Raw genomic sequence first — 24,109 nt, 5'->3', positions numbered from 1 at the left:
TATGGAACAGAGCATTGAGAAAGTAAAACAGATCATGAAGACTGCGATAGATCGTCAGGCATCAGACATCTTCATTGTGGCAGGGCGGGCACTGACCTGTAAAATCAATGGTGAAATGGTAACAATTGGTGAAGAACGAATGATGCCGGACGAGACCAGTGAGGTGATCCGGGGAATCTATGAACTGGCGGGACAGCGGTCCATGGATCGGCTGCTGGAAACCGGGGATGATGATTTTTCTTTTTCATTGTCGGGGCTGTCCAGATTCCGTGTCAGTACTTATAAACAGAGAGGTTCACTGGCAGCAGTGATTCGTGTGATTGCATTTCAGCTTCCGGATCACACAGAACTGGGAATTCCGGATTCCATTATTCATCTGGCTGATTTTAACAATGGACTGGTGCTGGTGACAGGAACTGCGGGCAGTGGAAAGTCAACGACCCTTGCCTGTATGATTGATCACATTAATAAGACCAGGGCAGAACATATCATTACGTTGGAGGATCCGCTGGAATTCGTACACCGTCATAATAAGAGCATAGTCAGTCAGCGAGAGGTGGTAACTGATACAGAGAGTTATATTACGGCACTGAGAGCAGCGTTGCGCCAGAGCCCTGATGTGATTCTGCTGGGAGAAATGAGAGACTATGAGACGATCAATACGGTTATGACGGCTGCAGAGACAGGACATTTGATTTTTTCAACCCTGCACACACTGGGGGCGGCAAATACAGTAGACCGTATTATTGACGTATTTCCGGCAAATCAGCAGAGACAGATCACCATACAGCTGGCATCGGTATTGCAGGCAATTGTATCTCAGCAGTTAATCCCGGATGTGAATGGAAAACAGATTCCGGCATTTGAAATTATGGTAATGACACCGGCCATCCGGAATATGATCCGGGAGAACAAAGTACATCAGATTGACGGAGTCATGTATTCCTCACAGAATCCACAGCTGATGTCCATAGATTCGTGTCTGTTGAGATATTATAAAGAAGGAAAGATTACCAGAGAGACTGCGATGGCGTACGCGACCAATGCAGAGATGCTGGGAAGGAAGCTGTGAGGATTTTCAAACTATAATTGAGTTAAGTGTTACAGTATAAGCACGATTTTCTATATATGTATTTCATGAAAACACGTTGATTTTCTGCATCTGCTGCGCCATTTATGGACACCGGCTCTACGGGGATAGGGGATTTCCCGTGGAGCCGGTGTCATTATGCTCGCAGATGCGACGAAAATCTGCCTACCGTTTTCAGAAAATACATATATGGAAAATCTGTTTACTGGAACAGAAAGTGACAAAAAAATAAATCAGTTAGAGTTTGAAAATTGTGTGAGCAGGAGTAAGAGCGGAAAGTTTTATGTATTATAAAATCTTTGCAGAAGCCCAAATGTTATGAATAAAAGAGAGAAAAGTTTTATATACATTACAAAATCTCTAAGTAGGTATGCTGGATATGGATTTTTTGTGGGCGGTGATGCTGGCTGGCGGCATGGTGTATGGGGCTTTTGCGGGGACGCTTGGTGAGGTGACGGATGGTCTTCTGGCAGCGGCGAAGGATGCGGTGCAGATGGGGATCGGTCTTGCCGGTATGATGGCGTTTTGGATGGGACTGATGGAGATCGCACAGGAGTGTGGTATGATTCAGGCTATGAGCCGGAGGCTGCATCCGATAATCCGATTCCTGTTTCCGGGGATTCCGGACGGACATCGTGCGCAGGAATGTATCACGACCAATATGATTGCCAATATGCTGGGACTTGGCAGCGCGGCGACACCGGCAGGTCTGGAGGCAATGCGGGAGCTGGAAGAGATCTCCGAAGGACGAAGGTGCGGAGAACTTCCAGGAAAGGCAGTGCCGAGAGGAACTGCCAGCAACGAGATGTGCACCTTCCTGATTCTGAATATCTCATCGTTGCAGCTTATTCCGGTAAATATGATTGCCTGGCGCAGTGAATTTGAAAGCGCAGATCCGGCTGCAATTGTAGGACCGGCACTGATTGCAACTGCATGCAGTACATTGGCAGCAATGAGTTACTGTAAAATAAAGGAAAAAACAGGAAAGTAATGAAAGACTTTACATAAATTTTACATACAAAACTCTTAAATTTTACAAGCCCATGTTACATTAGCTTTATCTGAGGGTAATGAACATGAGTGAAAGGGTTCACCGGAAAGGCGGTGGGCAGTAAAGGAGTTTTGAGATGGATATATTTTCAGTAATTGCATTTTTAGGAGGTCTGGCGTTTTTTCTGTATGGTATGTCTATGCTGGGTGATGGTTTATCCAGAGCATCCGGCGGTAAGATGGAAAAGATTCTGGAGAAGCTGACAAACAATCGTATCAAAGCGGTTCTGCTGGGTGCAGGAGTGACGGCAGTGATTCAGTCCTCTTCTGCAACGACGGTTATGGTAGTCGGATTTGTAAATGCCGGCATTATGAAGCTGAATCAGGCGGTTGGCTTGATTATGGGTGCCAATATCGGTACCACAGCAACTTCCTGGATCCTGAGTTTAACAGGAATTGAGGGAAGCAACTTCTTTTTAAAGATGTTAAAGCCAACATCTTTTGCACCGATTCTGGCAATTATCGGAGCATTTATTCTGATGTTTGCCAAGAGTGAAAAGAAAAAGAATGTAGCTACGATTATGGTTGGTTTTGCTATTCTGATGTCTGGTATGACAGCAATGAGCAATGCGGTAGAGCCACTTGCCGAAGTACCGGAGTTTGGACAGATTCTGGTAAAATTCGCTAATCCGGTAGCCGGAGTATTGGCAGGTATGATTATCACAGCAGTCATTCAGAGCTCTTCTGCATCGGTAGGTATTTTGCAGGCGCTGTGTGCTACAGGAAATGTTACCTATGGGCTTGCAATTCCGATCATTATGGGGCAGAATATTGGTACCTGTATTACCGCTATTATGTCTGCTATCGGAGCAAACAAGAATGCAAAACGTGCGGCAGCCATTCACCTGTACTTTAACCTGATCGGAACAGTTGTCTGTCTGATATTGTTTTATGGCATCAATGTATTTGTACATTTTGATTTTCTGACAGATGCCATCGGACCGGCAAACATTGCGATCATTCACAGTGTGTTTAATATCTTTACTACCGTTCTGTTATTGCCGTTTGGCAATCAGTTAGTGAAACTGGCACAGCTTACAGTGGGAAATCACGAGGAAAAAGAAGTGTCCGACGAGATGCAGATTCCGGTTCTGGACGAACGTTTCCTGGAACGTCCGGCAGTGGCAGCAGAATATTCTTATGTTGCAGCAAAGAGAATGGCATATCTCTCCCGCGAATCCCTGCTTTCTTCATTGGAACTGTTTGATCAGTATGACGATAAGAAGGCGGAACGAATTACAGAACTGGAAGAGACCGTGGATCAGTATGAGGATAAGATTGGTTCCTATCTGGTGCAGCTCAGCAGTAAGACGTTATCAGATACGGACAGCAGAAGTATGACGATGCTGCTTCACTGTATCGGAGACTTTGAGCGAATTTCGGATCATGCGGTCAGCCTGATGCGTTCAGCAAAAGAAATGAAAGAAAAGGATCTGCATTTTTCTGAGCATGCAGATGCAGAGATGTCCGTATTCCGGGCAGCTGTAAAAGATATTGTAGATACTGCTTTCTCAGCATTTGTAACAGATAATGTGAAGGAAGCCAAGAAGGTAGAGTCACTGGAAGACGTCATTGATGATATCAACATTCAGGTGCGCAACCGTCATGTCCGCAGACTTCAGGAGGGCAGATGTACCATTCAGCTTGGATTTATCCTGTCTGATATGTGTACAGATATGGAACGTATTTCGGATCACTGCTCCAATATTTCTGCATACCAGGTACAGCAGCATGACAGCGAATACGATCCGCACGCTTATTCTAATGAGATCAGGGATCATGAGGACTTTCGACAGCAGCGTGAGAAATACAGAGAACTTTATGAACTTCCGTAACTGTTCAGAAAAATGAGGGGGAATTGGAATGTCAGTCATCTATATTGTAGAGGATGATAAAAATATCAGCGAAATTGAAAGCTATGCGTTGAAAAACAGCGGATACCAGGTGGAGAGTTTTGAAAATGCCAGAACATTCTGGAGCAGATGCCAGGATCGCAGACCGGAACTGGTTTTGCTGGATGTGATGCTTCCGGACAGTGACGGGATTGAGGTATTAAAAAAGATCCGGAGAAATCCGGATATCCGGCGTGTCCCTGTGATTATGGTGACTGCAAAATCATCTGAGATCGACAAAGTAAAAGGGCTGGATAACGGAGCGGATGACTACATTACCAAGCCATTTGGTATCATGGAACTGATATCCAGAGTAAAGGCACTTCTTCGCCGGATGAATCAGGACGAAGAAGAAAAGCAGTTAACCTTCCAGAATATTATCCTGGACTGCGAGAAGCGGCAGGTACTGCTGGATGGACAGCTTTGTGAACTGACTTATAAAGAATTTGAATTGTTAAAGCTGTTTCTGCAGAATGCGGGAATTGTCATGACCAGAGAAAACATCATGGAAAAGGTGTGGGGGATTGATTTTGAAGGAGAATCCCGTACATTGGATATGCATATCAAGACCCTTCGACAGAAACTGGGAGATGCGGGAAAACACATTAAAACTGTGCGGAATGTGGGGTATCGGATCGAATGAAAAGGAAAATAAATATTCAATTTGCCATCATTACTATGGTGGCAATTATTTTTACAGTGATTTTGTCAATGACAGTGTATTCTGAACTGTTTCAGAAAGAAGTGCGGGAGAATTTAAGGATCTGTGCCTATGAACTGAAAAATACAGGTATTTTTGATGATTCACAGACGGATTATACCATGGAGGCTGTGGATCATGTCCGTATCACGTTGATTGATACAGATGGAACAGTAGCTTTTGATACTAATGCAAGTATCGGGGAACTGGACAATCACGGGCAGAGACCGGAGATTCAGGAAGCATTGCAAAATGGAGAAGGCGAGACGATGCGGCGTTCGGCAACTATGAATAAAACCGCTTTTTATTTTGCTCTGCGGCTGGACAACGGTCAGGTGCTGCGTGTGGCAAAAGAAGCAGGAAATGTCTGGAGCATGCTCAGTGCACTGGCTCTGCCGCTGGGAATGATGTCAGCGGCACTGATTCTGGTAAGTGTAATACTGACTCATTTTTTGACGACCAGTATTCTGGCACCGATTGAACATATGGCATCGCATATGGATGATGAAGATATGGAGATTACTTACCGGGAACTGGAACCTTTTATGGAGACAATTCGTAAACAGCATAAAGATATTGTAAAAAGTTCTCAGATGCGTCAGGAATTTACAGCCAATGTATCTCATGAGCTGAAGACACCGCTGACTGCGATCTCTGGATATGCAGAATTGATTGCCAATGGCATGACATCCGGAGATGACACTATACGTTTTGCAGGAGAGATATCCAAGAGTTCCAATCGGCTGCTGACATTGATTAATGATATTCTCCGGCTGTCAGAGCTGGATGCATCTACAGAGGTGCCGATGGAAGAGATTGATCTCTATGAGCTGGCTGAAAAATGTGTCAGTATGCTGCAGATCAGTGCAGAAAAGCAGAATGTGACACTGATGCTTACCGGAAAACCGACCAGAATGCAGGCAAACCGTGAAATGATGGAGGAATTGTTGTATAATCTGGTCAGCAATGCTATTCGCTATAATCGTCCATACGGAAATGTGGTAGTATCTGTAAGCCGGGAAGATGATCATGTAGATCTGGCAGTAGAAGATACCGGAATCGGTATCTCTCAGGCAGATCAGGGACGGATATTTGAGAGATTCTACCGGGTAGATAAGAGCAGGTCTAAGTCTACCGGCGGAACAGGGCTGGGACTTGCCATTGTAAAACATGTGGTTCAGTGCCATGGAGCAAAGCTGGATTTAAAGAGTCAGCTGGGAAGCGGAACGAGAATTGAAATTAAATTTTAACTGCTCAAGACCTTAAAAATCGATATTTTGTTATCCTTTCGCTATCCTTTCTCTGGTATACTACATATGTAATAGTAGGAGAAGTATGCAGATCCAACAGAGGGATGGTGAAATATATGAAAAGAAATAATATTTTAGTAAGATGTGGAAGTATGGTACTTGCAGCTGCAGTTCTGGTTACAGGTGCATGGTATACAGAACGTCAGACAGATGAATTGTCTGTGCCACAGATAGTAGAATATATTGATACAGAAGACGGAAGCATCGTGATTCCACAGGAGGAAGTACCACTTGCAACGAAGCCAACGGTTAAGACAACAAGATCAACAAAGAGAACTGTGAAGAAGTCAAAGCTGAAAAAGAAAGCAACCAGGACAGCGAAGACAACAAAACGTAGAAAAAAGACAACAACGACCAAGAAAGAAAATACAAAGCAGAAAGTAACAACGGCTAAAACCGTTCAGACTACGGAAGTAGCAGCAACAAAGAAAAACTCTGATATCAAGACGGTAACTACTACCATAGAGACAACCATCAAGACAACGACAACCAATAAGCCACAGACGAAGACAGCGACTGCTGTTTCAAAGACCAACACAGCTTCCGGCAATAATATGCAGAAGGTAACAACGTTGAATGTAAGATCTGGGGCACCAAAGGCAGATGCGTCTGTATTAAACGCATTTGAAAAATTGGGCTTTGAAGTGGAAGTGAATCCGTCAGTCAGCTACAGCGGATATTTTTCCGTACAGTCACATAATATTACTTTGAAGAGAAGCAGTGGAGATACTCTTTATCATGAGCTTGGCCATTTTGTTGGATGGCTGGCAGGAAATGCAGATACCAGTTCAGAGTTTATAGCGATCTATAATAAAGAACAGAGCGCATTAAAATCTGCAAATTATAAATATCTGACACAGAACAGTTCCGAATATTTTGCAGAATCCTATAAGGAGTATGTATTGTCACCACAGAGTCTGAAGTCAACCAGGCCACAGACGTATGCATTTGTTCAGAAGGCAGTGAAGGCAGCAGCAAAGCAGAATCTGGAAGGCATTAAACAGGCATATACAATAGGTGGCATCTGGTCATAAAAGAAATCTGAGAAGAAGCTGTATATCACGATGTGGTATGCGGCTTCTTTTTGGTTATCACAGGATTGAAAAAGTAAAAGAAAAATGATATTCTCGAAATACCTGTAATCGAATAAGGTAAGTGATGCAGGATGGAGGAAAGTGTATGGAAGAGAAAAGACTGGAAATCAGGATGCTGGGAACATTTTCACTAAATTATGGGGGCAAAGAGATTGTAATTGACCGTAATACAGTCTCTAAGACCACACAGCTTCTTCAAATGCTCGCACTTTATGGGCAGGAAGGAATTTCCAAAGCAGGATTGATAGATGCTCTGTATGGGAGAGAATCCGTAGAAAATAAAAACGGCAGTCTGAATAATACCATTTTTCGTCTGCGCAAACAGCTGAAGACAGCCGGATTACCAGACAGCCAGTATATATGTATCCGGAATGGAATGTGTACCTGGGATAAAGAGATTCCGTTATGGGTGGATGTAGGTGAGTTTCAGAAACTGGCAAAGAAAGGTCAACAGGCAGAAGGACAGGAGCAGATTGATATCTGGAGTAAAACGGTCGCCTGTTATACGGGAGAATTCCTGCCGAATATGATTGGTGAAGACTGGGTGACTGTGGAAAATGTGCGGTGCAGAGATCTGTATGCACAGTGTGTACAGAAATTGTGTGAATATAACATGGAACGGGAACATTATGAGGAGACACTGCGGGTTGCAACGGCAGCAGCGTCCATTTATCCGTTTGAAAACTGGCAGTTATGGCAGATCGACAGTCTGATAGCAATGTCCAGATATCAGGAAGCTATGGAGATATATGAAAAGGCCACAAAGATGGCTCAGGATGAACTGGGGCTGCCGCCTTCACCGGAGATGTTGAAACGGTTCCAGGCGATGGGGGAACATGTCAGCCAGACTGCAGAAGTGACGGAAGATATTCGAAAACGGCTGGATGAAAAAGATCATATAGAAGGTGCATATTATTGCAGTTTTCCAGGGTTTGTAGATATCTATCATGTATTCAGGCGTATGATGGAGCGAAACGGAACCGCGGCTTATATTATGCTGTGTACATTAAAACAGATCAGTTCTTCAGAAGCTCCTGTGCGCAGTGATATGGAAAGTAAGCATCGGGAAGCATCGGAGAAACTGGCTGAGGCCATTCGCAGTTCACTGCGGAGAGGAGATTTTTATACCAGATACAGTTATACACAGTATCTGATCCTGTTTTCAGATATTCGGATGGAGCACTGCAAGATCGTTTCTGATCGGATACAGAAGAGATTTGAGCAAAAAATAGCAGGAGAATATCGGGTAGATTTTGATGTGACATTCATTGAAGGTACAGATAAAAAAGAGTCATAAAGTCAGAAAAAAGAAATGACAGAAAGAGACGGAATAAAGGCATATTGCCCGGTTCCGTCTTTTTTTATGAAAACGTAAAGTTTAAATTCAGTTCAACTTATTCCATTACTATTATCCGGAAAGTAATGATTCAGATGCAATATGATATGGAAAAACGGGAGAATGAAAATGGTGAACAGAAATAAGATGGGGAAGATAGCTGGCAGAAGGGGACGCCATTTTGAAGCTGACAGAATAGAGCTATCAGGCGGCGTGTGCCTATTATGAAGCGGCAATCATCAAATCAGCCAGTACATTGACAGATACACAGCTTGCCTATGATCAGGGAGTCCTGGAAGCAAAATACACCTGGGAGTCTGCTGAGGCAGATGCGGAAAATGCAGAGTATATCCGTACCTATCAGACAAATGAAATAGAAAATGTCAGGAGCAGCGAATCAGCAGGAATCTGAGAAAGAAAGTGAATCAGAAAGCGAGACAGAATCTGAGAACCAGAGTGAGTCAGAGATATTTCAGCCGGAGACGGAACCTGCATCCGGAGAAATTGATGATTCCAGGCCGGATAATGGCGAGGCAGAAGACAGTGAAAAAACAACCGAAGAACTTTGCAGGGAACTGACCATGAAGATGGCAGAGGCAGAGAAACAGGCGCAAAGCCTGACAGAGGAACTGAAAAATCTTCTGGAAAAGACGGATACAGAAGAACCGGATGATACCAGTTATTCCGTTTATACAGAACAGCTAAAGAATATAATTTCCCAGCTGGAGTCTGATATAAAGGGACAGGAACAGAAGCTTCAGAGTTGAAACTAAAATGAAAATACTAAAATTTAGTTGAAATTTAGTAAAATTAATTATATAATTTAATAAAAAGATTAATAATATGAAGGATAATTATGAACTGGTTACAGTATGACAGCGGTTTTATGAAAGCGATGGATAAAATTAGTAAGATTGCGATAGTTAATATTTTGTTTCTTTTTACATGTATACCTGTTTTTACAATAGGAATGGCATTAGAGGGAATGTATGGAAGCCTGATAAAATGGGTTTGTGAGAAGGATGACAGGGTTTTTCATAATTATATGCAGTCCATTCGGGAAGGCTGGGGGAAAGCAGAGATTGGATTCGGAATTCTGGTCGGAATAGCAGGGATTCTTGTGATGGAGATAAAGATTGCCGGCTCCATGCCTGTAGCAGGAAAATATATCTGTACGTGGATTGCGTGTGTAACAGGAATATGTGTGTTTATTACAGGGCTATATTATTTTCCTCTTGTTGCTATGGAAAAGAGAAAAGTATATGAGTTAATTACGATTTCGTTTGCAGGTGGAGTGAAATGTTTGGTTTATACACTACTTCTTACATTGCTGTTAGGTATAGAAATATTTGCATTCACATTAACGGTAAAATTATTACCAATATGGATTACAGTGGGCTTTGCCGGTTTCGGTTATATACAGGCACAGATTTATTTATGGGTATTTGAAAGGATCGGAGTTGTAAAAAGAAACAAGTAGTAGGAAGGAGAAAAAGAATGATTCAGATTGGATGTATTGCAGATGATTTTACGGGGGCGAGTGACTGGGCATCTTTTTTTGCAGAAAAAGGAATATCAACAATTCTGTTTAATGGAATTCCTGAAGCTGATATAAAAACAGAAGATGCGGATGTGGCTGTTATTGCGCTGAAGACTAGAACTGAACCAAAAGAAGAAGCAGTAAAAGAGAGTGTAGAAGCACTTGCATGGCTGAGAGAACAGGGGACAAAACAGTATTATATAAAATATTGTTCCACTTTCGATTGCAAAAAGGATGGAAATATTGGTCCTGTTATAGATGCAGCCATGGATTATCTGGGAGAAACAGCTACCGTAGTCTGCCCGGCTCTTCCGGTTAATGGAAGAACAGTCAGAAACGGATGCCTGTATGTAAACGGAGTGGAATTACAGAATAGTTCAATGAAAGATCATCCATTAACACCTATGTGGGATTGTCGCATTAAGGAACTTATGAGACAACAAAGTTCCGGAGAAGTGGTTGTTATGCCGAAGGAGATCTGTGAAAAGCCGGATGTTCAGGAATGGATGGGTGAATATCAGAGAAAAAAGAAACATATATATTTTGTGCCGGATTTTTATGAACAGGAACAGGGAAAACGGATTGTAGAAATATTTGAAAAATTTAAATTGTTAACCGGAGGCTCAGGGGTTAGTACATTTTTGGCAGAAAAGTTGGAACATCAGGAGATGGAACTGATAAAAGGGCAGGAAACTCCGGCAATTATTATTGCAGGGAGCTGCTCAGTAGCCACGCTTGGACAGATAGCAGAGTATTTAGAGACAGGAAAGAAAGCCTATAAAATGAGTCCACGAAAAATTCTGGAGGGAACAGAAAGTGTTGATACCATATGGAAAGTAATTGGCAAATGGAAAGAGGATGACATTCTGCTATACAGTTCAGAAGATGCCTCTACAGTTACAGAAAATCAGAAAAATGAGAATATTTCCATGCTTATAGAGCAAATTCAGGCTCAAATTGCACAGCAGTTTGTGCGAGAAGGAAGAACGCGGGTGATTGTAGCCGGAGGAGAAACTTCCGGAGCTGTAACAAAAAAACTCGGATATGACAGGTATTATGTTGGAGGCAGTATTGCGCCTGGAGTGCCGGTATTAATACCGGTGCAGGAACCAGAAATGAGATTGGTTTTAAAGTCTGGTAACTTTGGAAAAAAAGATTTTTTTATCAGGGCTTTGGAATATACAAGGGGGTAAAAGTACAATGGAGCAGGAACTTGAGAAAAAACTGGAACAGGCAATATGGGTAGCTCATAGTCTGTTTGATAGAAATAAAACAAATGGATCTTCCGCAAATTTAAGCTTTATACATAATGATAAAATTTATATTTCCGGAAGTGGAACATGTTTTGGAACTTTAAAAAAGACCGAATTTTCGATTGTAGATTTTTCGGGAAAAAGATATAATGAAGTGAAACCGAGTAAAGAGCTACCACTTCATAAGATTTTCTATGAAAAAAATCATAAAGTCAGAGCAATTGTACATATACATAGTTTTTATAGTGTAATATTCTCATGCCTGGACGGAGAAAATACGATTCCAAAGTACACGCCATATCTTGAGATGAAACTTGGAAAGATTGGGGTTATACCATATGCACCGCCTGGGACAGAAGAATTATTTGCGTTATTTGCAGAACGTGCAGATGAAAAAAGAGGGTATTTGTTAAAAAATCATGGTCAGCTTGTTGGAGGGGGAGATATTATTAAGGCATTTTACGGGGCAGAAGAGTTAGAGGAAAGTGCAAAAGTTGCATGGTATTTAAGAGAAAAGAATGTTAGCCTTCTGCCGTAATTAAAGGGAGGAATAGAATGACGGTCAGAGAATTGGCACAACTGGCAGGGGTATCACCGGCTACCGTATCAATTGTATTAAATGGAAAAAAGGGGGTTAGTGATAAAACAAGAAAAAGCGTTTTAGAACTTGCAGAAAAATATGAATATGTTCATACGAGAACGAAAAGCATCCAGAACGATGATAAAAATATTGTCTTGTTCCTGAAATTTCGAAAACATGGAATGTTGGTAGAAGAGAACCAGGGGTTTATTTCGGCGGTTATGGATTCGGTGGAAGAAAGATGCAGGGCAAGAAATTACAGGCTGAGTATTATACAGGTCGATATATTTGAAAAAGAAGAATTGGAAAAAATAGATTTTGATTTATATGTGGGCGTGATTGTTCTTGGAACGGAGATTGTTGAGAACAAATTTAATATTTTAAGATCTATTCCAATACCATATGTAGTAGTTGACAATAACATGAGGAATTGGCCGTGTAACTGTGTTGGAATTAATAATGATGAAAATGTATATCTTGCACTTCGATATTTCAAAGAGCATGGATATAAAGAAATTGCATACTTTTCCAGTAATGATCAGATCGAGAATTTCCGGGAGAGAAAAAAAGCATTTATGGAATATTCAAAAGAATTTGGTCTGGAAGTGAGAAGAGAATTTCCACTGACCCCGACATTGGTGGGTGCCTATAATGACATGGAACACTTTATGGAGCGCAAAGTAAAAATTCCTGAATGTATTTTTTCAGATAATGATACCATTGCAATAGGTGCTATAAAGTGTCTGAGAAAAAAAGGGTACAAAATTCCTGATGACGTATCTGTGATAGGATTTGATGACATACCATTTGCAGCAATAAATTTTCCTTCGCTGTCAACCATACGGGTGCCAAAGGAGTTAATAGGAAAAAAAGCAGTTGATTTATTATTTGATTCGATAGAGGATTCTGCTGTACGAAATGTAAAAATACAGATTGTGGGCAGTCTTGTAATACGATCCAGTGTAAAAAAAGCATAGAAAAACTGTGGTTCAGATTATGGACCACAGTTTTTTTATTATACAAAAAAACAAGGACCATTTTTGTTTAACTAAATACTAAACAAAAATGGATTGCATAATAACAAAATGCATAAAAAATAAAAAAGAAATATATGAAAAAGTGACAAAAAGCATAAAAAATAATGCATTTATGTTGACAAACAACTAAATGATATTTATAATCACGGTATAGACAAGTAAACAAAACGGTTAAACAACAAAATAAATTTAGCAAATAATAAAACTGCGTTTAGTAAAAAGCAGAGGTGGTAATATGTATCAGATAGGTAGATTGAATAAATTATTTCATGAAAAGAAGCTTGTTGTGGGGACGCATATTCGTTCACAGGATCCCTGCATAACTGAATTGCTGGCGGCTGTTGGGTTTGATGTGGTTTGGATAGAGAACGAACATTCGAATCTTGATAAATATCAGACAACGCTTCATATTATGGCAGCGCAGGCAGAGGGAGCAGCGGCTATTGTCAGACTTCCGTGGAACGATCCGGTACTTGCCAAACCGATACTTGAATTAGGACCTGACGGGGTAGTTTTTCCAATGATTAATTCAGAAGAAGAAGCCAGAAAAGCAGTGGCGTCCTGTATTTATCCACCAAAAGGAATGCGTGGAATGGGTCCGATCCGATCGAACCATTATGGTTTGGTATCTAACGAGGAGTATATTTCGAATTCAGATTCACAGGTATTTAAAATCATGCAGATTGAGCATAAAAAAGGAGTTGAAAATATTCGAAAAATACTGAAGGTAGAAGGGGTAGATGGTATCGTAGTCGGACAGTTTGATTTATCAGCGTCTCTGGGAATTCTTCCGGATGTCTATAATCCAAAAAATCTGGAATGTATTCGAACAGTTTTTGAAGCATGCAAGGAATCCGGAGTGGTATGTGGAATTTCGTCAGAACCGAAGGAAGAGAGCATTCGTATGTGGATGGATATGGGAGCAGATTTCATATTTCTGTGTTATGAATACGACTGGATACGAATGGCAGCAGGAGAAGCATTGAAAATTGCAAGAAAGTTGGGGGAAGAGCGATGAACAGATTGTTGATCACCGGATGGATACCGGAAGATATCATTACAGAATACAGAAATAAATTTGAAATTATAATTCCGGACGAAGAAAAACGTAATTTTTCCATGGAAGAAGTGGAAGAATATATAGGAGACTGCGATGCTTTGTTTACCATATCAGCCTTTCCATTTAAAAAGGAGTTGATTGATAAAGCACGTAAATTAAAAGTAGTTGCGAATTTTGGAGTGGGTTATGACAATATTGACTGGAAATATTGTACAGAAAAGCAAATATTTGTTGTGAACACACTTACGACAGTAACGGAACCAACGGCGGAACTGGCATTTGCAATCATGCTTGCCATTACAAAGGGAATTGTCATGTACGACAGGGAACTCCGTGTGACAAGAACATGTAAGCCAGATATGTTTTTGGACAGAGATATATTTTTATATGGAAAAACAATCGGCATCATTGGATATGGCAGGATAGGACAGGCAGTAGGAAGAAAAGCACAGGGTGTGGGAATGAAGGTTATGTATTATGATCCGTTCCGAAAAACACCGGAAGAGGAAGAAAGACTCGGGGCTACTTATGGGAAATTCGAAGAGGTTCTGGCAAAAGCAGATGTGATTTCCTGTCATATGCCATATACAAAAGAAAATCATCATATTTTCAATTTGGAAACATTCAAAAAAATGAAACCAACAGCATATTTTGTAAATGCAGCCAGAGGGCCTGTTATGTGTGAAGCTGATTTGGTTACAGCATTAAAAGAAAAAGTGATTCGTGGGGCGGCAACAGACGTTTTTGAATTTGAACCCGGAGTATCAGAGGAACTTGCAAAGATAGAGAATGTAGTGATTACACCACATATTGGAAGCAATGTTCTGGAAGCAAGAAAAAATATGGTTCATGAAGCATTGGATGGGGTTGACAGCATTTTACATGGTGGATTTCCTGTCAATGTGGTAAATAAAGAGCTATTTAAAAAGTAATAAAAATAAAAAGAAAAGGAGATGTAGCAATGAAAAAAAGGAACGTAGCATTATTAACAGGAGCAATGATGGCAACAGCATTATCAGTTGGTGCAGGGGCTGAGGATGCCGGACTGTCACAGGACTATGCAGGGCAGACAATCAGCGTTGTTGTTTGTAATTCATCTTTTATGGAAGAAATCCAGAAAGATATTGGTGAATTTGAAGAAGCAACTGGAATTAATGTAGAATTTGAATCTTTGCAGGACGCACAGGTAAGCAACAAAGTGGCAGTTGCTTCCGCTGCAGGCGGCAAAGACCTGGATGTATTTGGTTATCGTCCATTACAGGAATCATTGCTGTATATCAAGAATGGATGGCTTGAACCATTAAATACATATTTTGAAGGTGATACGGCATTTGATTATGAGGATTTCTTCGAGTCTGCAAGAGAAATTACCAGTCAGGATGGAACTGCATATGGTATCCCGTATCTGACAGAACGTGAAATATTATATTTGAATACAGAACTGGTAGAGAAAGCCGGATTAGAAGGCTCACCAAAAACATATGACGAATTACTGGAATGGTGCGATAAATTAAATGATCCGGATAACGGTGTGTATGCTCTGGCACTTCGAGGAGAAGGTAATGCGGCAGTTACACAGTTCTCCGGTTTCTTAAGAGGATTTGGCGGAGATTTCTTTGATGAAGACAGAAATGCAACTATGAACACTCCGGAAGCAATTGAAGCACTTCAATTTTATGGAAAACTCTGTAGAGAATACTGTGCACCTGGTGTTTTAAATATGAACTGGACAGAAACAATGAACCTGTTTACACAGGGACTGGCAGCAATGCGAATTGACTGTGACAGCCAGTATGCATTTGCAACTGATCCGGAAGCATCACTTGTAGCTGATAAGGTTGGATACGGTGTATTCCCTGAGGGACCTGCCGGAACAACACCATTTAATGTAACTGCATGGGCGCTTGGAATCGGATCTGGTTCTGAACATAAGGAAGCAAGCTGGGAATTTGTAAAATGGGCAGTTGGAAAGGATCAGGATATCAAAGGTCTTGTTGCCGGAAATTCATCAGCAAGAACTTCTACATGGGAAAGCGAAGAAGCCAAGACAGCATATCCGGAACAGCTGGCAGAAGTGATTAACGAATCCAACCCTGTTGGAGTTGCAACTGACAGACCGTATATGGTTGATGGCGGAGAAGCAAGAACTATTATTGGCGAATTAATTACTGCTGCAATTGAGGGAATTTCCGATGAAGATCTTCAGGCAAAGGCTGATGGAGCAAATGCAAGAATTCAGGCTTTACTGGATGCAGAAAAGTAAAAAATTCTATTAGGAAAAGTTGAGAAAAGAGTCCATGCGGGAGAAAGATATTCTTTCTGTTATGGACTCTTTTTCAAAATAAGCGGAAGGAGGTATGGAGTGGATGGCAAAATGGGTGAATAAAAATATTAAATGGATTTTTACAGCGCCAACGATAATCTTTATTTTGTTATGCGTTACATATCCAATTTTGTATACATTACAGTTAAGTTTTTGTGAATGGGGGATGTCGGCCAATATTCCGAAAAAGTTTGTTGGCCTGCAGAATTATATAGAGATTTTCAGTGACAGCAGGTTTTGGGATGCATTTTGGAGAACGATAAATTACACATTGATTGCTGTAGCAATAGAGACAATCCTTGGAGTGGCAATAGCTCTCTTGCTGGGGAAAATTACAAGGCATACAGGAATTATTCGTACAGTATTTCTTTTACCTATGGTTGCGACACCGGTTGCAGTAGGTATGGTATGGAAGTTAATTTATGATCCGACGATTGGCCTGGCAAATCTGATTTTACGAAAAGTCGGACTTCCGACCAGTGCATGGCTTGGAAGTTCAGACACAGTATTTTCATCCCTGATCATTATAGATATCTGGCAGTGGACACCGATGGTAATGCTTATGGTACTGGCTGGAATCAGTGGACTGGGTGCAGATGTATTTGAATCTGCAAAAGTAGATGGGGCAAATGAGATGCAGTTGATTACAAGAATACAGCTTCCTCTGTTGGCGCCGACAATTTTAATGGCGATTCTTTTAAGAGTAATTGATGCATTGAAAACATTTGACATTATTTATTCGACAACAACAGGAGGACCGGGATATTCTTCTGAGAATTTAAATATTCTTTCTTACAGGAATGCATTTGAATACTTTTATATGGGAAAGGCATCCGCCTTGCTGATCGTATTTTTTATTGTAGTGCTTGTAGTTGCAATCCTGTATATGTTATTGAAGGCACGCATAGAGAGGAGGTATGAATCATGAAAAACAAACGCCGTATCAAACCGAAAAAAATTTGCATGAAGACAATTTTCTGGATTGTCGTAGTGTGCATTATGTTTGTGAATCTGGTTCCACTGCTCTGGATGCTTTCAGCTTCCTTTAAAACAATTGTAGACATTATGAATCCAAAGAAAATGTTTGTGTTTACACCGACTATAAAAAACTATATTGAAGTATTTACAAAATACAGTTTCTTAAAACCAATTATAAATAGTTTGATTGTAAGTACCGGAGCAACAGTTCTGGCCTGTCTGTTTGGCCTGCCTGCAGCATATGCAATTGCAAGATATAAGCAGAATAAACTGTCACTCATTATCCTGGCAGTACGTATTATCCCGGCAATCACATTTCTTGTTCCGTGGTACATTATTTTTTCAAAACTGAAAATGACAGGAACATATACTTCGCTGATTATGGCAAATCTGTTGGTATCCCTGCCACTGATTGTCTGGATCGTAACACCATATTTTGGATCCATTCCAAAAGAACTGGAAGAAGCGGCATTTATAGACGGATCTTCTGTTTTTAATTCTTTTATTCGTATCATGATACCATTATCTGCACCGGGAATTTTTACAGCAGCAATTTTATCATTTATTTATGCGTGGAATAATTTCCTGTTTGCACTGATCTTAAGCAGTAGTTCGACAAAAACACTGCCGATGGCGGTATTTAATTTCATTTCTTACACCAGTGTAAACTGGGGTGGACTGATGGCTGCAGCGGTTGTAATTACAGGACCGGTTATTATTGTATCGATTGCGCTTCAGAAATATGTTGTAAGTGGTCTGACAGCGGGAGCAGTAAAAGGCTGATAAGGAGGAAAAAATGGCACGTTTAACAGAAAGCGATCTGCTTGAACTCAGAAGATGGAATACACCAACCATTTATAATGGCTGGGAGGCTGTTACAAAGAAAGACCGTATGGAATGCCACATGAGTAATGAGGCAATTCAGGATTATGCACCTGGAATGGGAGCAATGGTTGGATATGCAGTAACAGTAGAGTATATATGTGCAGATGAAAAAATAAAAGAAGAACATCCGGATTGTTATCTGGAATTATACAAGTATCTGGCAAGTATTCCAGGACCGAAGATTCTTATGGCAAAGGATCTGGATGCGCCATATAGTAAAGGATCCATTTTTGGAGAAGTTACAGGAAATGCATACAGAGCCCTTGGCTGTGTTGGCGGAATTACAGATGGCTATGTACGGGATGTGGATGAGGGAATGTATGGTGGATTTAAGATGATGGCAAAACGGCTTGGCGTCGGACATGCATATTCCTGTCCATTGAAATTTGGAACAGAGATAGAAATCTTTGGAACAAAAGTAAAACCAGGTATGTTGGTACATGCGGACAAATATGGTTTTATTGCAATTGATGAAGAAGATACGCCAAATCTTTTAGAAGGTGTCCGTTTTATGGACAGTAATGAATGCAAAACGACAATTCCTGCGTCCAGAGGGGCAATCGGGCTCCCAACAGATGAGGTGGTAAAACGTCTGGAACAGGCAATGAAAGAATTCAATCAAAATGCGAAAACATTTCGAAAAAAAATAACAGAGTAAAAATAAAAAGGAGAAAACAACTATGAAAAAAATTATGAATAAACCGGAGAAATATGTAGATGAAATGTTGGCTGGTATTTACTGTGCACATAAGAAAGATCTGAAATGTGTAGAGGATGATTTGAGATGCCTGGTTACCACACATAAACATCCTGGAAAAGTATCGATTGCTACAGGTGGTGGAAGCGGACATTTGCCATTGTTTTTGGGTTATGTAGGAGAGGGTATGCTGGATGGATGCTCAGTCGGAGATGTTTTCCAGTCACCTAGTGCAGAGCAGATGCTTGCGGTAACAAAGGAGATCGACAATGGAGCCGGAGTTCTCTATATTTATGGAAATTATAATGGTGATATTTTTAATTTTGACATGGCAGCAGATATGGCAGACATGGAAGAAGATATTCGTGTAGAAAGTGTAGTGGCTGGTGATGATATTGCATCCGCAATTACAGGAGAAACAGATGATATCAGTAAACGAAGAGGTGTTGCAGGAATTTTCTTTGTATACAAATGTGCCGGAGCTGCAGCTGCGGAAGGAAAGGATCTGGATGAAGTAAAAGCTGTTGCAGAAAAAGTATGTGCAAATGTACGTACTATGGGAATAGCCCTTTCTCCGTGTATTGTGCCACGAGTTGGTGAGGCAGGATTTTCCATAGGAGAAGATGAAATGGAAGTTGGAATGGGTATCCATGGTGAAACCGGTATTCGTGTCGAGAAACTGAAAACAGCAGATGAAATTGTAGACGATATGATGGGAATGTTGTTAAAGGATCTGCCATATACAGAAGGTGACGAGGTAGCAGTACTGTTAAATGGCCTTGGTGCTACGCCATTGGATGAACTGTACATTATGATGAACCGAGTAGGACAGATTCTGAAAGAAAAAGGAATCGGCCTGTTCCATACTTACGCAGGAGAATTCGCAACCTCTATGGAAATGGCAGGAGCGTCTATTTCACTTTGCAAAGTAGATGATGAACTGAAAAGATATCTTTCAGCCAGTGCAGATACACCATTTTTCAAACAGCACAAATTGGATGAGTAAAAGGGGAAGAATAAAATGAGTTGGGACGCATTACAGACAAAAAAATTTATTAACACCATTGCAGATATTATGACAGAGAATAAAGACTTGTTGATATCTCTGGACAGCAAGGTGGGAGACGGAGATCTTGGACTTACTATGAGTGACGGATTTCAGGCGGCTTCAGAAGCAATTAAAGATAAAGATGAGCTGGATGTTGGAAAATTATTTTATTATGCGGGAAAAGCTATGGCAGCCAAAGTACCGTCGACAATGGGAACACTTATGGCAAATGGAATGATGACCGCAGGAAAGCAGTTAAAAGGAAGAATGGAATTGGATAATGATGGAATCTGCAGCATTATGGAATGCTGGCAGGAAGGCGTTACCAAAATGGGTAAAGCCAAAGAAGGAGAAAAAACTTTCCTGGATGGAATTGCACCGGCGGTCAGAGCAATGAAGGAAATGAGTAATCAAGATACTAAAGTAATGGCGGCAGAAGGCGCGAAAGCGGCAAAACAGGGTGCAGAGAACACAGTTGGAATGCTGGCAGTTCACGGAAGAGCTGCTATACGTGGAGAAGAATCAAGAAAACTTCTTGATCCAGGGGCAGTGGTGGCAAGTCTAATCGTGGAGGCACTGGATAAATCGTTATAAGAGGTGAAGAGTATGTGCAAAGCATTACGCAGTCAGTCAACTTTGGCAAAACCGGAATGGTCCAGTATCAGGGCTTTATACAAGGGAATGGGGTATAGTGATTATGACTTGGACAGACCCCTTATAGGAATTGCCAATACATGGAATATGGCAAATCCGGGACATGCAAATTTGCGGGATGTGTCGGAATATGTAAAGCAGGGGATTTTTCAGGGAGGTGGAACTCCGGTAGAGTTTGGAACAATTGGTCCGTGTGATGGAATGGGTTGTGGAAATGATGGCATGCATTTTATATTGCCGGCGAGAGATCTGATTGCCAATTCGGTTGAAACCATGGCATCAATTAACCACGTGGATGGATTGGTTCTTCTGGGATCTTGCGACAAAGTAATTCCTGGCTTACTTATGGCGGCAGCCCGTCTGGATATTCCGACTATTATTGTAAATGGCGGTCCTGCTATGGGTGGAATGCAGTTTGATGGACGCGCATCGGATAATTCAAGTATGGTAGAAGCCCTGGCCATGTTGGAGCAGGGGAAAATAACCCAGGAAGAATATGATATTCTGGAAAACAGGTCTAATCCATGTAAAGGGTCATGCTCATTCTTGGGTACTGCGAATACAATGTGTGCGGTTACAGAAGCAATGGGAATGTGTCTGCCGGGAACTTCTATGATACCGGCTGTCATGGCAGAAAGGCTGCGTGCGGCACAGGCTTCCGGAAGAAGAATTGTGGAGATGGTCAGAGAAGGGCTGACGGCCCGTAAAATGATAAACAGTAATGGAATAGAAAATGCGGTCAGACTTGGAATGGCAATAGGCGGTTCAACGAATATGGCGTTACATTTTCCGGCAATTGCATATGAGGCAGAGTGTGATTTTACAATGGACGTTATGGATAAAATTGCAAGAAATACGCCGCATATTGCAAGAATATATCCAAACGGTCCTCTGAATGTTCCGGACTTCTACGATGCAGGAGGAGTGCCTGCAGTTATGAAACAGCTTTCTCCAATTTTAAAAATGGATGCAATGACCTGCACAGGAAGGGCCTGGGGAGAAATTCTGGAAACAATGCCATTTACCTATAATGAAATGATTCATTCTATTGAGGATGCATTCCATACATGGGGAAGCCTGGCTGTTCTCAGGGGTAATATAGCTCCAGACAGTGCCGTGACAAAGCCGACAGCTATCGATCCGTCCATGCTGCATTTTTCAGGTACAGCAAGATGTTTTGATTCAGAAGATGAAGCCACAGTTGCAGTACATGAAGGAAGCATTGAACCTGGAACCGTTCTGGTAATCCGTTATGAGGGACCAAAGGGGGGACCTGGGATGCGAGAAATGGTTCGTATTATGAAAATGCTTTATGGACAGGGACTTGCGCTCAGCACAGCGGTAATTACAGATGGAAGATTTTCAGGAACCAATAATGGATGTTTTGTGGGACATATTTCTCCGGAAGCATCAGAGGGTGGACCAATCGCAGCAATAAAAGACGGAGATCAGATAGAGATAGATGTGGAAAAAGGTACACTGAATATGATGGTTTCTGAACAGGAACTAAAACAGAGAATGGAAGCGCTTCAGATAAAAGAGCCAAAACATTTAAAGGGTTATTTGAATGTATATGCACGCCTTGCAGAATCTGCGGATAAAGGAGCAATTATAAAAAACAGGTGATCAGGGGGGAATCGATGATGAAGTTAAAAGAAATATTTTGTCCATCATTATTAGTATCAGAGAGCTTTTATCCGCTTTTGACGAAAGAAGAGGAATTGTATGATACGGTTAGGAAAATTTTACTTGAAAACTATTATAGCCGTATAGAAACCGGGTCGTTAAAAAATACTGAAATAAGAAAAAAATTTATAGATCTGGTAAAAGAACTCAACATTGGGTTTACTCAGTGGATTACAAATGATATCAATGAGAAAAAACTGAACCCGTCAACTACAGATGACAAAATCCGGAAAAAAACAATTCTGGAAATAAATAATCTGATAGACATTGCAGCAGAAAGCGGTGCAGACCGTGTTGCAATGATCAGTGGTCCGGATCCGGGAGAGCAGTATCGGAAGGAAGCCATGAAAGGGATTGAAGAAGTCCTGTTTGCGATTTCTGAGAAGATAGCAGAATATCCAGGAATGATATTACTGTTAGAGCCACTTGACAGGGACGCACATAAAAATAATCTGATAGGACCATCAACAGAGGCTGCGGACTTAATGAAAAAGGTAAACGGTCATTATAAAAACTGTTACCTTTCATGGGATAGTGCACATGTTGCGCTGAATAAAGAAGACTTAAGAGAATCACTGAAAATTTGTGCTCCATATATTGGACACCTGCATCTTGCCAATGCGATTCTGGATCCGAAGAAAGAAGGATATGGTGACTGGCATATGGCTATGGGAGAACCTGGTTTTCTGGACGTAGCCAAAGGACAGGAGATTTTAAAAGATGCAGCACAGGTAATAGCAAAACCACAGGGAATCGGTGTGGCGGTTGAGAGCAGATGTCAGATAGGGCAAGATCCTTTAAAAAATGAAAAAGTATGCAGAGGATTCCTAGCAGAGATCCTGGAAGGAGAATGTGATGAAGGTTAGTAAACAGCATTTGGCAGATCTGGAAATGGTTTATGCAATAACGGTAATGAACATAAACGGAAAAGAATATTGTATTGCTGCTTCGGAGAATCGAAACGGAGAATGTTTTATGATGGACCCTGAAAATGGGGAACAATATACTTTATGGAATGGACCGGGAGGAGTCATGTCACTGGTACCACTGGAAGACGAAAATGCATTTCTTTCTATTGAAGAATTTTATCCTGTATTTGACTCAGAACGGGCTTCTGTCTGGAAAAATGAATTTACAGAAGGAGATGGCATTCAGATAAAAAAAGAAAAGCTGTGTGATCTTCCGTTTGTTCACAGAATCGGTATGTTAAAAGATGGAGAAAAGCAGTATCTGATAGGTGCATCCCTTTGTTCTGGAAAAGATTATACAGAAGACTGGAGCCGTCCTGGTGGAATCTATGTCAGTGAGTACGAAAAGGGAAAAGCTATAGAATTAAAAGAAATCTACAAAGGGCTTACCAAAAATCATGGGATGTATCTTCATACCAGAGCAGATGGAAAACAGGAGATGCTGATTGGTGCTTCAGAAGGAATGTTAGTCATTCATCATGAAGAAGAATGGAAGACAGAAATTTTCCCAATTGGCGAAACCAGTGATATATGGACTGCGGATTTTGATGGAGACGGAAAAGACGAGCTTGCTGTAATACAGGGATTTCATGGGGAACATATCCGTATTTTGAAAGAACTTAACGGGAAATATCAGATGATTGGTGAACTTCCGATTCATTTTGGCCATGTGATCTGGGCCGGACGTATCTGGGGAGAACTTTATCTTATAGGCGGAAGCCGCTCTGAGGATAAAGCTCTGACACTTTATAAGGTGACAGAAAAAGCAATACCGGAATTCCATGCAACAGTGATAGAGGAAAATACAGGTGCTACACAGATTTGCGTGAGTGTGGATGAAGAAGAAGCGAGAATCTATGCTGCAAATCACGGCGCAGGAAGCATTGACATGTACAGAATACATAGATCATGAAGGAAAATGTGGAAA

24 protein-coding genes are annotated in these 24,109 nt (G+C 41.1%); all 24 read left to right on the top strand.

From position 1 onward, the window contains the following. Position 1 precedes the first annotated feature (1 nt). The 24 genes from H8716_RS06695 (at position 2) to H8716_RS06580 (ending at position 24,094) form a co-directional block, all read left to right on the top strand. Entirely contained in the window at positions 2–1,072 is a 1,071-nt protein-coding gene (locus tag H8716_RS06695) for a type IV pilus twitching motility protein PilT (RefSeq protein WP_249307803.1), read from the top strand. A 397-nt stretch (positions 1,073–1,469) separates the two neighbouring features. Further along, positions 1,470–2,081, top strand: a complete 612-nt coding sequence (locus tag H8716_RS06690; protein WP_249307802.1) for a nucleoside recognition protein — start codon at positions 1,470–1,472, stop codon at positions 2,079–2,081. A gap of 136 nt (positions 2,082–2,217) precedes the next feature. Next, positions 2,218–3,975 carry a Na/Pi cotransporter family protein gene (locus tag H8716_RS06685; RefSeq protein ID WP_249307801.1) on the top strand — a complete coding sequence of 586 codons (1,758 nt, stop codon included), beginning with the start codon at positions 2,218–2,220 and terminating at the stop codon, positions 3,973–3,975. A gap of 28 nt (positions 3,976–4,003) precedes the next feature. Then, positions 4,004–4,675: a response regulator transcription factor gene (locus H8716_RS06680; RefSeq protein ID WP_249307800.1), complete on the top strand. Its 672-nt coding sequence runs from the start codon at positions 4,004–4,006 to the stop codon at positions 4,673–4,675. Next, on the top strand, positions 4,672–5,982 hold the full coding sequence (locus H8716_RS06675) for a sensor histidine kinase (RefSeq protein ID WP_249307799.1): 1,311 nt from the start codon (positions 4,672–4,674) through the stop codon (positions 5,980–5,982). Before H8716_RS06680 ends, H8716_RS06675 begins: the two co-directional genes overlap by 4 nt. Before the next feature lie 116 nt (positions 5,983–6,098). After that, positions 6,099–7,076, top strand: coding sequence for an anthrax toxin lethal factor-related metalloendopeptidase (locus tag H8716_RS06670; RefSeq protein WP_249307798.1), 978 nt, complete (start codon positions 6,099–6,101; stop codon positions 7,074–7,076). A 145-nt stretch (positions 7,077–7,221) separates the two neighbouring features. Beyond that, the gene (locus H8716_RS06665; protein ID WP_249307797.1) at positions 7,222–8,433 is read left to right on the top strand and encodes a BTAD domain-containing putative transcriptional regulator; all 1,212 of its coding nucleotides are present in this window, start codon (positions 7,222–7,224) and stop codon (positions 8,431–8,433) included. 295 nt (positions 8,434–8,728) lie between these two features. Further along, positions 8,729–8,884 carry a hypothetical protein gene (locus H8716_RS06660; protein ID WP_249307796.1) on the top strand — a complete coding sequence of 52 codons (156 nt, stop codon included), beginning with the start codon at positions 8,729–8,731 and terminating at the stop codon, positions 8,882–8,884. Further along, positions 8,853–9,239 carry a hypothetical protein gene (locus H8716_RS06655; RefSeq protein ID WP_249307795.1) on the top strand — a complete coding sequence of 129 codons (387 nt, stop codon included), beginning with the start codon at positions 8,853–8,855 and terminating at the stop codon, positions 9,237–9,239. Before H8716_RS06660 ends, H8716_RS06655 begins: the two co-directional genes overlap by 32 nt. A gap of 89 nt (positions 9,240–9,328) precedes the next feature. After that, complete coding sequence (locus tag H8716_RS06650; RefSeq protein WP_249307794.1) at positions 9,329–9,952, top strand: YesL family protein; 624 nt, start codon at positions 9,329–9,331, stop codon at positions 9,950–9,952. A gap of 17 nt (positions 9,953–9,969) precedes the next feature. Beyond that, positions 9,970–11,205 carry a 3-oxo-tetronate kinase gene (otnK, locus tag H8716_RS06645; RefSeq protein ID WP_249307793.1) on the top strand — a complete coding sequence of 412 codons (1,236 nt, stop codon included), beginning with the start codon at positions 9,970–9,972 and terminating at the stop codon, positions 11,203–11,205. Positions 11,206–11,212: 7 nt separating this feature from the next. Beyond that, positions 11,213–11,803 (top strand): class II aldolase/adducin family protein, encoded by a 591-nt coding sequence (locus tag H8716_RS06640; RefSeq protein WP_249307792.1) that lies wholly within the window; start codon positions 11,213–11,215, stop codon positions 11,801–11,803. Between the two features lie 17 nt (positions 11,804–11,820). Continuing rightward, positions 11,821–12,822, top strand: coding sequence for a LacI family DNA-binding transcriptional regulator (locus H8716_RS06635; RefSeq protein ID WP_249307791.1), 1,002 nt, complete (start codon positions 11,821–11,823; stop codon positions 12,820–12,822). Between the two features lie 295 nt (positions 12,823–13,117). Next, positions 13,118–13,900: an HpcH/HpaI aldolase family protein gene (locus H8716_RS06630; RefSeq protein ID WP_249307790.1), complete on the top strand. Its 783-nt coding sequence runs from the start codon at positions 13,118–13,120 to the stop codon at positions 13,898–13,900. After that, positions 13,897–14,874: an NAD(P)-dependent oxidoreductase gene (locus H8716_RS06625; protein ID WP_249307789.1), complete on the top strand. Its 978-nt coding sequence runs from the start codon at positions 13,897–13,899 to the stop codon at positions 14,872–14,874. The genes H8716_RS06630 and H8716_RS06625 overlap by 4 nt, the downstream gene beginning before the upstream one ends. A 29-nt stretch (positions 14,875–14,903) precedes the next feature. Further along, positions 14,904–16,205, top strand: coding sequence for an ABC transporter substrate-binding protein (locus H8716_RS06620; RefSeq protein WP_249307788.1), 1,302 nt, complete (start codon positions 14,904–14,906; stop codon positions 16,203–16,205). Positions 16,206–16,308: 103 nt separating this feature from the next. After that, positions 16,309–17,193, top strand: a complete 885-nt coding sequence (locus tag H8716_RS06615) for a carbohydrate ABC transporter permease (protein WP_249307787.1) — start codon at positions 16,309–16,311, stop codon at positions 17,191–17,193. Further along, positions 17,190–18,026, top strand: coding sequence for a carbohydrate ABC transporter permease (locus tag H8716_RS06610; RefSeq protein ID WP_249307786.1), 837 nt, complete (start codon positions 17,190–17,192; stop codon positions 18,024–18,026). The genes H8716_RS06615 and H8716_RS06610 overlap by 4 nt, the downstream gene beginning before the upstream one ends. A 13-nt stretch (positions 18,027–18,039) precedes the next feature. Beyond that, a complete protein-coding gene (locus tag H8716_RS06605) occupies positions 18,040–18,786 on the top strand; it encodes an RraA family protein (protein ID WP_249307785.1) in 747 nt (248 codons plus the stop codon). Between the two features lie 22 nt (positions 18,787–18,808). Further along, complete coding sequence (locus H8716_RS06600; protein ID WP_249307784.1) at positions 18,809–19,831, top strand: dihydroxyacetone kinase subunit DhaK; 1,023 nt, start codon at positions 18,809–18,811, stop codon at positions 19,829–19,831. Positions 19,832–19,846: 15 nt separating this feature from the next. Continuing rightward, positions 19,847–20,467: a dihydroxyacetone kinase family protein gene (locus H8716_RS06595; RefSeq protein WP_249307783.1), complete on the top strand. Its 621-nt coding sequence runs from the start codon at positions 19,847–19,849 to the stop codon at positions 20,465–20,467. A gap of 12 nt (positions 20,468–20,479) precedes the next feature. Then, on the top strand, positions 20,480–22,153 hold the full coding sequence (gene ilvD, locus H8716_RS06590) for a dihydroxy-acid dehydratase (protein ID WP_249307782.1): 1,674 nt from the start codon (positions 20,480–20,482) through the stop codon (positions 22,151–22,153). Positions 22,154–22,167: 14 nt separating this feature from the next. Beyond that, positions 22,168–23,079, top strand: a complete 912-nt coding sequence (locus H8716_RS06585) for a sugar phosphate isomerase/epimerase family protein (protein WP_249307781.1) — start codon at positions 22,168–22,170, stop codon at positions 23,077–23,079. Continuing rightward, a complete protein-coding gene (locus tag H8716_RS06580; protein WP_249307780.1) occupies positions 23,069–24,094 on the top strand; it encodes an FG-GAP repeat domain-containing protein in 1,026 nt (341 codons plus the stop codon). The genes H8716_RS06585 and H8716_RS06580 overlap by 11 nt, the downstream gene beginning before the upstream one ends. Positions 24,095–24,109 lie beyond the last annotated feature (15 nt).

It is taken from the genome of Jingyaoa shaoxingensis (genome assembly GCF_014385005.1).
GTDB lineage: Bacteria > Bacillota > Clostridia > Lachnospirales > Lachnospiraceae > Marvinbryantia > Marvinbryantia shaoxingensis.
The sequence above is the reverse complement of the archived record's forward strand: the minus strand, read 5'-3'. Positions and strand labels throughout refer to the sequence as shown.